The organism is Pseudomonas sp. SDO5591_S426, assembly GCF_054070755.1.
This window is the reverse complement of record NZ_JBSVXD010000018.1, coordinates 16,353-28,440: the sequence shown is the minus strand read 5'-3', so window position 1 is coordinate 28,440 and position 12,088 is coordinate 16,353. Positions and strand designations below refer to the sequence as shown.

General features: G+C 58.7%; 9 protein-coding genes. 4 read left to right on the top strand and 5 right to left on the bottom strand.

Annotated features, from left to right (window positions below):
• Nucleotides 1-69 precede the first annotated feature (69 nt).
• A complete protein-coding gene (locus ACW9JC_RS06360) occupies nucleotides 70-666 on the top strand; it encodes a hypothetical protein (RefSeq protein WP_457454219.1) in 597 nt (198 codons plus the stop codon).
• 81 nt (nucleotides 667-747) lie between these two features.
• Here the strand turns inward: ACW9JC_RS06360 and ACW9JC_RS06355 are convergent, their stop codons facing one another.
• Both ACW9JC_RS06355 and ACW9JC_RS06350 read right to left on the bottom strand, forming a co-directional pair.
• The gene (locus ACW9JC_RS06355) at nucleotides 748-2,307 is read right to left on the bottom strand and encodes a TerC family protein (protein ID WP_457454218.1); all 1,560 of its coding nucleotides are present in this window, start codon (nucleotides 2,305-2,307) and stop codon (nucleotides 748-750) included.
• A gap of 308 nt (nucleotides 2,308-2,615) precedes the next feature.
• Nucleotides 2,616-3,485 (bottom strand): LysR family transcriptional regulator, encoded by an 870-nt coding sequence (locus ACW9JC_RS06350; protein WP_457454217.1) that lies wholly within the window; start codon nucleotides 3,483-3,485, stop codon nucleotides 2,616-2,618.
• A 103-nt stretch (nucleotides 3,486-3,588) separates the two neighbouring features.
• Between ACW9JC_RS06350 and ACW9JC_RS06345 the strand changes: the two genes are divergently transcribed.
• Nucleotides 3,589-5,133: an MFS transporter gene (locus ACW9JC_RS06345; protein ID WP_457454216.1), complete on the top strand. Its 1,545-nt coding sequence runs from the start codon at nucleotides 3,589-3,591 to the stop codon at nucleotides 5,131-5,133.
• Here the strand turns inward: ACW9JC_RS06345 and ACW9JC_RS06340 are convergent.
• Nucleotides 5,119-5,523, bottom strand: coding sequence for a MerR family transcriptional regulator (locus tag ACW9JC_RS06340; protein WP_457454215.1), 405 nt, complete (start codon nucleotides 5,521-5,523; stop codon nucleotides 5,119-5,121). The two genes, ACW9JC_RS06345 and ACW9JC_RS06340, sit on opposite strands and share 15 nt — an antisense overlap.
• Nucleotides 5,524-5,600: 77 nt before the next feature.
• Here ACW9JC_RS06340 and ACW9JC_RS06335 point away from each other — a divergent pair, with 77 nt between their 5' ends.
• The gene (locus tag ACW9JC_RS06335; RefSeq protein ID WP_457454213.1) at nucleotides 5,601-6,824 is read left to right on the top strand and encodes an NADH:flavin oxidoreductase/NADH oxidase family protein; all 1,224 of its coding nucleotides are present in this window, start codon (nucleotides 5,601-5,603) and stop codon (nucleotides 6,822-6,824) included.
• A gap of 70 nt (nucleotides 6,825-6,894) precedes the next feature.
• On the opposite strand, the gene ACW9JC_RS06330 is transcribed toward ACW9JC_RS06335, so the two are convergent.
• Both ACW9JC_RS06330 and ACW9JC_RS06325 read right to left on the bottom strand, forming a co-directional pair.
• Entirely contained in the window at nucleotides 6,895-9,279 is a 2,385-nt protein-coding gene (locus ACW9JC_RS06330; protein WP_448108104.1) for an efflux RND transporter permease subunit, read from the bottom strand.
• A gap of 28 nt (nucleotides 9,280-9,307) precedes the next feature.
• Entirely contained in the window at nucleotides 9,308-10,360 is a 1,053-nt protein-coding gene (locus ACW9JC_RS06325; RefSeq protein WP_338580501.1) for a WD40/YVTN/BNR-like repeat-containing protein, read from the bottom strand.
• A gap of 360 nt (nucleotides 10,361-10,720) precedes the next feature.
• On the opposite strand from ACW9JC_RS06325, the gene ACW9JC_RS06320 reads away from it, so the two are divergent.
• Nucleotides 10,721-12,031 carry an ElyC/SanA/YdcF family protein gene (locus ACW9JC_RS06320; protein ID WP_457454212.1) on the top strand — a complete coding sequence of 437 codons (1,311 nt, stop codon included), beginning with the start codon at nucleotides 10,721-10,723 and terminating at the stop codon, nucleotides 12,029-12,031.
• Nucleotides 12,032-12,088: the final 57 nt, after the last annotated feature.

Genomic DNA, 12,088 nt, shown 5'->3' with positions numbered 1-12,088 from the left:
CCGGCGCAAAGCTGCTAAAAATTTGCTCCAGCGGGACAACATTTGTCCCCCCAATGGAGCAGTAAACAAATGGATATGGAAATCCGTAAAGATGAAGCCGAAGCGGCGATGGCGGGTGTATTTGGTGGCCCGTCCATCACGCAGCCCCTGCCAGGGGCTTATCTCACCCCGGGCTTTTTGATCGAGGCACGGGCTCGCAAGGCGGCGGCGTGGCGATTGGAGATCTACACCGGCCCAACGTTGATCCACAGTTACAATCAAGCGCGTGGCCCGTTCAGTTATCAAGTCCCGAGCAACCTCATTGCACCCGGAACCAAATTTTACTTTCGTATCGACTATGCCGAGTGGCCAACCAGAAGTGCCTGGGCCTGGTCGGGCGATAAAGTCATGGGCCTTGAGAAGCCGATTATTCATCCGCCCTCCCAGGCTTCCACAGACAAGCCGCTGGTTTTTGGCCGCGGTTATCCCGGTGCCACGATAAAACTCTATCAGGCGGGCTACGGCGGCGTCGTTCACGGCAGTGGCGTGGTGGACAACAATGGTGAATGGCGTGTCCAGGTGACTGAAAAACTGCGCTCGGGCGAGTTTCCCATGACGGCCAACCAAACGCTCAACGATGCGGTGTCTGATTGGGCACAACCGGCGACGTTCGTTGTTCGTCCGTAAGTTGCACTGAATGAACGTGGGAGGCTGACATCACGTCAGTCCTCCCATCCTTGACATGTCCACAGCGCACGGCGCAATCCGTTAACTGCCGATGCGCACCAGTAGCACCCTCTTCACCCGTCGCTCTTCCACCGACGTGACCGTCAAGCGCCAGCCTTCCCACTCATGGCTGTCACCGATCATTGGCAACCGATCCAGCAGACTCACGACCAACCCGGCCAAAGTTTGATAGTCATCGGTTGGTTCTGCGGCAAATCCGGTGTGCTGTCGAACCCGCGCCAGGTTCAATGCGCCGCTGACCACGAAGCCGCCCTTCTCTTCGATCACGTCCGGGCCTTCGATTTCGCTGGCATCGGGTAGCTCACCGGCAATCGACTCAAGGATGTCGGTCATGGTCAGCACCCCGACGAAATCACCGAACTCGTTGACCACGAACGCAATGTGCGTCGACGCCTTGCGCATCTGCTCCAGGGCATTGAGGATCGAATAGCTCTCCAGCAAATTGATCGTCTGGCGTGCAAGATGCGCCAGATCGGGTTCGTTGCCGGCCAGAAACTCCTTAAGCAGTTCCTTCTTGTGCACGAAGCCCAACGGCTCATCCACCGCGCCGTCGCGAATCAGCGGCAGGCGCGAGTAGGACGAATGCATCAGCCGCGTACGAATCGCCTCGGCGTCATCGGCCAGGTCAATGTGATCGACATCGGCGCGCACGGTCATCAACGTGCGGATCGGTCGCTCCGCCAATTGCAGGACGCCGCTGATCATCACCCGCTCACGGCGATCGAACAGTTCTTCGCTGGGTGCCTCGCCGTTGTCGAGCATGTCGGCGATTTCTTCACCCACCTCTTCCACCGCCATCTTGCGCCCGCCGAGCAAGCGCATCACCGCGTGGGCAGTTCGTTCGCGCATCGGTCGCAGACCTTGCATCGAACGCTTGCGCCGGGCCCGGGCGATCTGGTTGAACACCTCGATCAGGATCGAGAACCCGATGGCCGCATATAGATAGCCCTTGGGAATGTGGAAGCCCAGGCCTTCGGCGGTGAGCGCAAAGCCGATCATCATCAAGAAACCCAGACACAGCATGATCACCGTCGGGTGCGCATTGACGAAACGGGTCAGCGGTTTGCTGGCGACGATCATCAGGCCGATGGAAATGATCACCGCGATCATCATCACCGCCAGTTCATCGACCATACCCACGGCGGTAATCACCGCATCGAGGGAGAACACCGCATCCAGCACCACGATCTGCGCCACGATGGGCCAGAACAGCGCGTAGGCCGAATTGGACGAACGTTCGCCGACATGGCCTTCGAGCCGTTCGTGCAATTCCATGGTGGCCTTGAACAACAGGAACACACCGCCGAACAGCATGATCAGGTCTCGCCCGGAGAAGCTCTTGTCGAACACCTCGAACAACGGCTGGGTCAGGGTCACCAGCCAGGAAATACTTGCCAGCAGGCCCAAACGCATCAACAACGCCAGGGACAAACCGATGATCCGCGCACGGTCGCGCTGATGCGGCGGCAACTTGTCCGCCAGGATCGCGATAAACACCAGGTTGTCGATGCCCAGCACCAGTTCCAGCACAATCAGCGTCAACAAGCCCAGCCATGCGGTGGGGTCAGCTAACCATTCCATAAAAACGTCTCGATCTCTTCAGTGAATTCAGAATGCCGGGCATGGCAAGGCGCGGCGCAGAGGCCGTGGAGCTGCAATGTCATGGGTGTTCAGAACCCGAAAGACCGGATGTTTCGCGTGCGTCAAGACCGCGCGTTGGCGCGAGAAGGAAGGATAACTGGGAGGCTCCGTGAGGGTGTTCATGCAAGTCCTGAAAGGAAAAAAGGACTTGAATCGTACAGGTGATAGCGACAAATCCTACAGCCGGAAATCATTTCAAGATCTGTAGGAAATCAAAAGATCGCAGCCTTCGGACGATCTTCTGAAGGCTAACCCGAATGTTTGATCCGTTCGATATACCGCACCACCGCCGGCGATTTCTCAAACCGCCGATGAACCAATGCCAACCACGACGACGTATTGCAGTCCGAAACCTGCCGATACACCACATTCGGCAAACTGACATGCCCGACCACCGATTCCGGCACCACCGCAACGCCCTGCCCCAGCGACACCAGCGCAATCACCGCCACCAATCCACCCGGTTGCGCGCCCAGTTTCGGGACGAACTTACCCTGCGCGGCCACTTGCAAAGTGCCAATCACTTGCTCCGGAAGAATGAAGTTCTCATTTTGCAGATGCGCCGAAGTGATCACCGGCAAGCGAGTCAGCCACGAGTCGACCGGTAGCGCCAGGACAAAGCCCTCATCATTCAGGCGCACGCCTTCGACGCCCTCGGGCAAGGCCATCGGGCAGCGGATGTAACCGAGATCGAAGCGCCCTTCGAGGATCATGTTCGGCAGGCTGGCCATGGGGCTTTCCCGCACGTTGAGGCTGACATCCGGGTACTCGCTTGCAAAACCCTGCACCTGTTTTTGCAATATCCCCGAGTACACCGCCGAGGCGACGTAACCCAGTTCGATATGGCCGATATCACCGCGACCGGCACGTTGCGCATTGCGTTGCGCCGATTCGAATTGCCGCACCGTGGCTTCGGCCTCGATCAGCAGCGCTGCGCCAGCCTCGGTCAGGCTGACGTCCCGCACCTGACGCAAAAACAGCCGCGTGCCCAGTTCCGTTTCCATGTCCTGGATCTGCCGGGTCAGCGTTGGCGGTGCAATGCCCAGTTGCTCGGCGGCACGGGTGAAATTGCGCTGCCGGGCGACGGCCAGGAAGTAGCGGAAGTGACGGATGTCCATTTTTGCATTAGCTCAAAGGTAATGAAGTGATGAAGCGCGCCTAACAAAGACATCTTCAGCGAGCGATAAGCTGCACGAACCGCCACAGTAGAGAACCCCTGCCATGTCCGTCAAACCCAAGGTAAGCCCACGCCTGACCTTGCTCACTGCTTCCGCCGTTTGCTCGCTGATCGTGCTCGACACCAACATCGTCGCCGTTACCTTGCCCAGCATCGCTCGGGATCTGGGGGCGAATTTCGCGGACATCGAATGGGTGGTCAGTGCTTACATGCTGGCCTTCGCCGCGTTGCTGTTGCCTGCCGGCAGCCTGGCCGACCGTTTTGGCCGACAGAAAACCCTGATGTGGGGGCTGGGCATTTTCATCCTTGCGTCGCTGGGTTGCGGCGCCGCGCCGAATGCACTGTTTCTCGACATCGCCCGCGCCATCAAAGGCGTCGGCGCCGCGCTGCTGCTGACCTCGGCGCTCGCGTCCATCGGCCACACCTTTCACGATGAAGTGGAACGGGCCAAGGCCTGGGCGTTCTGGGGCGGCTGCATGGGCGTGGCGATGACCGCTGCGCCGACCTTGGGCGGATTGATCACCGAGTACGTCGGCTGGCGCTGGATTTTCTACCTCAACCTGCCGGTCGGCCTGTTCCTGATGTATATGGTCTGGCGCGCGGTGCCGGAATCCCGCGACGCCCAGGCCGCACGCCTCGATCCTTGGGGTAGTCTGGCGTTCAGCGCCAGTCTGTTATGCCTGATCTGGGGCCTGATCGAAGCCAACCGCATCGGCTGGAACAACCCGGTCACTTATGCGCGCCTGATTGGCGGCGCGGCGCTGCTGGGGTTGTTCGTGGTGATCGAACGCCTGCAACAGAGGCCGATGATCGACCTGCAACTGTTTCGCCATCCGCGTTTCATCGGCGCCCTGCTCGGGATGTTCTCCTACGCTGCGTGCGCCCAGGTGATGATGACGATGCTGCCGTTTTATCTGCAGAACGGTTTGGGTTTTACCGCGATTTCGGCGGGACTGGGCATGTTGCCGTTTGCAGTGACCATGCTGATTTTCCCGCGCATCGGCGCACGCCTGACAGGTCGCGTGACCCCGGCGAACATGATGGCCATCGGCTTGACGCTGGTGGGCAGCGGTAACCTGCTCAGCGCCTGGGCCGTCAACAGCGGCGGTTACCCGCTCTTCGCCCTGGCAATTGCCGTGACCGGCGCCGGTGCCGGTCTGCTCAACGGTGACACGCAGAAAAACATCATGGCCTGCGTGCCTCGGGAGCGCACCGGGATGGCCTCGGGCATGAGCACCACCATGCGCTTCAGTGCGGTGATGCTGGCCATCGGCGTGTATGGCGCCCTGCTCGCCGGCCACACCGAACAACAGCTGCACACTGGCCTGTCGAGCCAGGCTCCGGCGCTGCTCGAACAATCCAAGGATGTCGCCTCGCGGGTGGTGGCCGGTGACATGAGCGCGGCAATGAGCCTGCTGCCCGAAGCGGCGCGAACGCTGGTCGGACCCTTGGCCCGGCAGGCTTTTGTCGCAGGTTTCAGTCTGTTGCTGTGGGTCGCGGGGCTTGCGGCATTGCTGGGTGCGCTGGTGGTGGGCACGCTGATGCGCAACCCGATTCCTGCGCCCCAACGCTCCTTAGTGCTTGAATGACGCCAGCACCCGCTCGGCGTTGGCATCGCAGGCCATGCCTTCGGGACGTGCCTGGATGTTTTCGATCAAGCCCAGCAACTGCGCTTTGCTCTGAGCAAGGTGCAGTTGCATCGCTTCGATCTGCTCGATCTTGCGTTGCAGGCTGACCATCAGTTCATCGTGCTTGAACGCGCCCGTCACATTATCCGGTAACAGATTCTTGAGTTCTTCCAGGCTGAACCCGGCCTGCTGGGCGCACTGGATGATCTGCAAGGTTTGCAGAACCTGCTGCGGATAGCGCCGATAGCCGTTGGCCGAGCGCTGCACCTGCTGGATCAACCCCTGAGCCTCATAAAAGCGGATGCGCGAAGCGGTTAGTCCGCTCAACTGCGCCAGTTCACCAATCTTCATCGTGCCCTCGTTTGCCTGCTTGACATTAAAGTTAACTTTAAGCTTAGCCTCTACGCATCACTGATGAGGAGTCAAGCATGTCGCCCTTCCAAGCGTTGAATTTGCCCAACGGCCAGACCATCGGCAATCGCATCGCCAAAGCCGCGATGGAGGAAAACCTGGCCGATCTCGATCAGGCGCCCGACCACGCGTTGTTTCGCTTGTACCAGGCCTGGGCCGAGGGCGGGACCGGTCTGTTGTTGACCGGCAACGTGATGATCGACCGCCGCGCCATGACCGGCCCCGGCGGCGTGGTGCTGGAGGATGAGCGCCACCTTGGGCGCTTTCGACAATGGGCGGACATTGGCCGGGCCGGTGGTGCGCAGTTCTGGGTGCAACTCAATCATCCCGGCCGCCAGACCATGGCCAACCTCGGTCAACAAGCCTTGGCACCGTCGGCGGTGGCGTTGGATCTGGGGTCGTTTTCGAAGATGTTCGCCGAACCGAAACCGATGGACGAAGCCGACATTGAAGAGGTGATCCAGCGCTTCGCCACCAGCGCCACATTGGCGGAAAGGGCCGGTTTTACCGGTGTGCAGATCCATGCCGCGCACGGTTACCTGATCAGCCAGTTCCTTTCGCCGCTGACCAATCGCCGCACTGATCACTGGGGCGGATCGCTGGAGAATCGTGCTCGATTGCTGTTGGCCGTGGTCAGCGCGGTGCGTAAAGCCGTATCGCCGCAGTTTTGTGTTTCGGTAAAGCTCAACTCGGCGGATTTCCAGCGCGGCGGCTTCGACGCCGACGACGCCCGGCAAGTGATCCAGTGGCTCAACGAGCAGCAGATCGACCTGCTGGAACTCTCTGGCGGCAGCTACGAAGCACCGGCGATGCAAGGCGAAGCTCGCGACGGCCGCACGTTGGCGCGGGAAGCCTACTTTCTGGAAATGGCTGGCGAGTTGGCCAGCGTGGCGCGGATGCCGGTGATGGTCACGGGCGGAATCCGCCGCTTGGCAATCGTTGAACAGGTGCTCGACAGCGGCATCGCGATGGCCGGTATTGGCACCGCGCTGGCCGTTGAACCGCTGCTGGTCAAACACTGGCGCGAAGGCCAAAACAGCCATCCGCAGCTACCGCCGATTCGCTGGAAACGCAAAGCACTGGCATCGCTGGCGAACATGGCGGTGGTGAAATTCCAGCTGGCTCGTTTGAGTCGCGGGCGTACGACACGGCCGCAAGTGTCGGCGATTTGGGCGTTGATTCTCGATCGTTTGCACATCGCACGGCGCACTCGCCAATACCGCCAGGCGATGGGCAAGTAAGCCCGGACCAGACATTCGACCCATAAAAAAGCCGCAACCTGGGTTGCGGCTTTTCTGTTTTACGCCGGGATCAGTGAGCGAACAGCGAGTTGCCCTTCTGCCCTGCCAGTTTCTCCGGCTTGATCAGGAACCGTGCCAGTGCCGGCAACAGCCACAGTGCACCGAACATGTTCCACAGCAGCATGAAGGTCAGCATCAGGCCCATGTCGGCCTGGAACTTGATGGCCGAGAAGATCCAGGTGCACACGCCGATGGCCAGGCACAGACCGGTGAACAATACCGCTTTACCTGTGGACTTCAGGGTCTGGTAATACGCCTCTTGCAACGGCAGGCCGGCACGCAGGAAGCTTTCGAGACGGCTGTAGATGTAGATGCCGTAGTCCACGCCAATCCCGACCCCGAGCGCCACGACCGGCAAGGTCGCGACTTTCACGCCGATGCCCATGAAGGCCATCAGGGCGTTGCCGAGTACCGAGGTCAGCACCAGCGGCAGCACGATGCACAAGGTCGCCGCCCAGGAGCGGAAGGTGATCATGCACATGACCGCCACGCAGATGTACACCAGGATCAGGATGGTCAGCTCGGACTTCTTGATCACTTCGTTGGTGGCTGCTTCGATCCCGGCATTACCGGCAGCGAGGATGAACTCCAGGTTTTCGGTGTTGTGCTCCTTGGCGAACTCCTGCACGGCATGCACCGCGCGATCCAGGGTTTCAGCCTTGTGATCGTTGAGGAACACCAGCACCGGTGCCAGCGAGCAACTGTTGTTGTACAGGCCATCGGCACGAGCAATCGAGTTGTTCAGCACGTCCGGGTTGCGCGACAGGGTTTCCCATTTCAGGTTGCCCTCGTTCATGCCCTTGATCATTTGCTTGGACACGGTCACCAGGGAAATCGCCGACTGCACGCCCTCGGTGTTCTGCATCTTCCACATCAGCTCGTCGATCGGCGCCATGGCTTCGTAGCGCGAGCAGCCTTCAGACTTGGTCTTGACCATCACCACCAATACATCGGAGCTGGTGGAGTAATTGCTGATGATGAAGTTGTTGTCCTTGTTGTAGCGCGAGTCCGGACGCAGTTCCGGTGCGCCCTGGTCAAGGTCGCCGATCTTCAGGTTCTGGCTGTACCAGAGGCCGCCACCAAAGGCGATCAGTGCCAGCAGGATCGAGACCGGTGCGACTTTCGCGCTGGCGAAATTCGACAACAGGCGCCAGAAAGGATGTTCGCGGGTCGCGTCTTTCTTGCTGCGGGCCACGGCACGTTTGCTGATGCCGACGTAGGAAATCGCTACCGGCAGCAGGATCAGGTTGGTGAACACGATCACCGCCACGCCGATGGACGCGCCGATGGCCAGTTCACGGATCACGCCGATATCGATGATCAGCAGCGTGATGAAACCCACGGCATCGGCGAGGATCGCGATCATCCCCGGCAGGAACAACTGGCGGAAGGTGCGGCGCGCTGCGGTCAGGGCGTTGTCGGCCTCGCTGGATTGCAGGGCAATACCGTTGATCTTCTGCACGCCGTGGGAAATACCGATGGCGAAAATCAGGAACGGCACCAGCATCGAATACGGATCAAGTCCGAAACCGAAGAAGTGCATCAACCCGAGCTGCCAGATCACCGCCACCAGCGTCGTGCTCAACACCGCCACGGTGCTGCGCAGGCAGTTGGTGAACCACAGCAACAGGATCAGGGTGATGACGAAGGCGATGCCGAAGAACATCACCACCATCACCAGGCCATCGATCAGGTCGCCGACTTTCTTGGCGAAACCGACAATGTGGATCTTGACGTTGGGGTTCTGCGCTTCGAACTTGTTGCGGATCTTGTCTTCGAGTTCATGGGAGAACTTGCGGTAGTCCAGCGCGAGCAACTTGCCCTGGTCCTGCGGGTCCGGATAGGACTCCAGCAGCGGGATATCGACGATGCTCGACTTGAAGTCGTTGGCCACCAGACGCCCGACCTGACCGGATTTGAGCACGTTGTTGCGCAGCAGGTCGAGGCTGGCCTGGGAGCCGTTGTAACTCTGCGGGATCACTTCACCACCGGCGAAGCCTTCCTCGGTCACTTCGGTCCAGCGAACGCTCGGACTCCAAAGCGACTTGAGGCCGGAACGATCGACGCCGGAGATGTAGAACACCTCGTCGTTGATCTGGCGCAGGGTCTCCATGTACTCCTTGGAGAAGATGTCGCCGTCGGTGGCTTCCACCGAAATCCGCACGGTGTTGCCCAGGTTCGCCAGATCGTTGCGGTGCTCCATCATCTTCTGGATGAAGGGATGCTCCAGCGGGATCATTTTTTCGAAACTGGTGGACGGCCGGATCAGCGTCGCCTGCCAAAACAGGAAAATGCTGACCAACAGGCAGATGACAATCACTGCCGGGCGGTTGTTGAAGATCAGGCGCTCTAGGAGTGTCGCCTTTTCCTGGTGATGAGTACTCAAGGAAGTCATAGCTCCGCCTTCTTATTATTAACCCGGCTCATTTGCCCGACTCGGTGCCGTTCGGCGAAGTGACGCGAACGCCGCCCTGTCCTGCAAGAACCAGATTGCCATTGCCTGCCGCCGTGACCGCCGAGACGGAAATGCGATCCTTACGGTTGACCACTTCGAAGGTTGCGCCATCGTCGCTGCTGCGAATCACCGAACCGCCGTTGCCAACGATCACGATGGAACCATCTTCGAGCAGCGTGCCACCGGACAGGCCAAACTCCAGATCGCCGCGTTCGGCCTTGAGTTCGACTTGTTCCCAGTTGCTACCGAAATCGGTGGAGCGATACAGATTGCCGCGCAGGCCATACGCCAACAGCGTAGAAGGTTGTGCGGTGCCGATCACGCCAAACAGCGAACCTTCGTACGGGCCTTCGAGTTTTTCCCAGGTCTGACCCCAATCGGCGGAGCGGAACATGCTGCCCTGCTCACCAACGATGAACAGACCGGAGTCCTTGACCGCAGCGATGGCGTTGAGGTGGAACTGGTCTTCGTTGTCCAGCCGGTCGCTGACATCTTCCCAGTTTTTCCCACCATCGGTGGTGGTCATCAAAGCACCGTAAGCGCCCACGGCAAAGCCGCTGTTGACGTCCTGGAACCAGACATCGAGCAGCGGCGATTCGCGCTTCAGATCTTCGAATTGCTTGGTCCAGGTGACGCCGCCGTCCTCGCTGGCGAGGATCTGCGCGTCATGACCGACGGCCCAGCCGTGTTTGTCATCGACAAAAAACACTGAGGTCAGCAGTGCCCGGGTTGGCACCTTGGCTTGAGTCCAGGTTGTGCCCTGGTCATCGGAGTACAGAATGTGCCCACGATCCCCGACCGCCACCAGGCGCTTGCCTGCGTGGACGACATCGAGCATCAGGCTTTTGCTGGCCTTGGCCGATTCAATCGAATAAACAACGTCGGATGCCGGCGCAGCCGCGGCCAGCGCAGGTGCTGACAGCATGGCAGAGCCCAACAGCGAGAGCGCTGTAGCCAGCAACGCGAATTTGCGTAATGCCGGCGGGCGGCAGATACCCACACCCATGACAGGCTCACTCATAGACCTTCCCCCATTATTATTGTTAGGTCGTTCAACCTTTCTGGGCGCCGCTAGGGTGCTGACCGGGATGACTGTTTCAGAGCATAGTCCTGAAACCCGCAATCCAGAGCCCCTTCGGAAGCTGGCTTATCCTATCGGTGTTTTTGAAGGGCTGACAATCGACGGCACGTTATGTTTTGTTAACCGGGAGGGATCGGAACCTGGGTGAATGTAGGGGTATTCGATTGGGTGATTGCGCACTCTTGGTCGATGTCGCAGTGAGCGTCGTAGGCGACCGCAGTCTAAATGAGCGTTTTTTGTCAGTTCGCCGATCGGTTAGCCAATAGGGTTACCCAGGACATCCACCCAGGAAGGCAAGACATGCTCCCGCCGATAAGTACCTCGTCAATCAACCAAACACACCAAAGCGATGCTGCCACAACCCGTTCCACCACCCTTTCACAAGAACTCATCAATGTTTCCCAAGGCAAGGCCAGCCTGGAACTGTCCAAGGAAAATCGGCAGCTCGAGTTCTCGACCTCAAAAGGCTTTATCAAGTCAGGCAGTTTCTTTGACACCGTGCCACGGCCCTACTCGTCCACCATTAATACCAAGATACTGTCCTCCGAACAGATCAAGGCTAAAGTGCGAGACAACCTGAATACCGCTCTCACCATGCACAATCTGATCAAGGAAGGTTACCAACTCGCTGAACAAAAAACGTCAGGTACCTCACCGAAGTTAGAACTGGCCACACGCATCCAGTCCAGTTTGAGCGAGGCGGCCAACGGCCGTCTGTCGATACTCGCCTCACCGGTTGGTTTGTCCGTCGACAAAGGCAACGTCACATCCATTGCCCCTTCCACTAGCAGCATGACTGACTGGCTACAGGGACATGACAGACCGGACTGCTACATCGTTCTGAACGGCAACAACGACGAAACCTACGTATCGTTCATTGCTGAAAAGCTCGCGGACAGCAAGCACATAAAGTTTATTACCAGTGGGTTCGGCGGCCACGGCACGACCGATCGACATGTCATCGCGACCAACAGAACCGAGGGTGACCGCTTTAAAGAATTGCTGACGGATAAAGGCATCGACCCACAGCGTATAACTGTTGATCCGTTCTCAACCAACAGCGGTCAAAACGCGATCAACGTCGCGGACATCATCAATCGTGACATTGAAGATGGAAAACCACTCGGCACGGTGGTTGTCAGCGGCACGCCTGCCGCGGTTTTTCGGCAAACCTATACCTATGCTCAACAACTTAAGATAAATAGCGAAACGCCTTTCAAGATTGAATCATTCCCGTTTTGTGAGGAGGCTAAATACACCACGCTCGCTGATAACCTGGCCATTATTCGAGAGTTTTCCACTACGCTGAATTACTTGTTCAATACCCAATATTTACCCGGTGACGCAGGTGTTTACCCTGATGCGTTTTTCTCCTCGGCTCAGGACTGCCTGGCTACGTTCGCTGACCAGTTGACGGCGGACCATCCGAAAGATGCGGGCGAACATGAGGCCGTCCTCAGTGCTATTCGAACGATCGATCAACAGATGATTGAGCGATTCAAGTCGGCGCAATTGACCCAACAAGACAAGACGGCCGTCCGCACGGCCGACGATTTCTTCAGGTCGCTCTTCAACCCGCTGGAACTGACCTTCAATCGCGGTAACGTGTAAGCCATAAAAAATGCCCGTATCTTTCGATATGGGCATTTTTATTTCGCGGACTTATTG

Coding starts and splice junctions, on each gene's coding strand:
- ACW9JC_RS06360 (WP_457454219.1), top strand. CDS start 70: ATGGATATGGAAATCCGTAAAGATGAAGCCGAAGCGGCGATGGCGGGT.
- ACW9JC_RS06355 (WP_457454218.1), bottom strand. CDS start 2,307: ATGGAATGGTTAGCTGACCCCACCGCATGGCTGGGCTTGTTGACGCTG.
- ACW9JC_RS06350 (WP_457454217.1), bottom strand. CDS start 3,485: ATGGACATCCGTCACTTCCGCTACTTCCTGGCCGTCGCCCGGCAGCGC.
- ACW9JC_RS06345 (WP_457454216.1), top strand. CDS start 3,589: ATGTCCGTCAAACCCAAGGTAAGCCCACGCCTGACCTTGCTCACTGCT.
- ACW9JC_RS06340 (WP_457454215.1), bottom strand. CDS start 5,523: ATGAAGATTGGTGAACTGGCGCAGTTGAGCGGACTAACCGCTTCGCGC.
- ACW9JC_RS06335 (WP_457454213.1), top strand. CDS start 5,601: ATGTCGCCCTTCCAAGCGTTGAATTTGCCCAACGGCCAGACCATCGGC.
- ACW9JC_RS06330 (WP_448108104.1), bottom strand. CDS start 9,279: ATGACTTCCTTGAGTACTCATCACCAGGAAAAGGCGACACTCCTAGAG.
- ACW9JC_RS06325 (WP_338580501.1), bottom strand. CDS start 10,360: ATGAGTGAGCCTGTCATGGGTGTGGGTATCTGCCGCCCGCCGGCATTA.
- ACW9JC_RS06320 (WP_457454212.1), top strand. CDS start 10,721: ATGCTCCCGCCGATAAGTACCTCGTCAATCAACCAAACACACCAAAGC.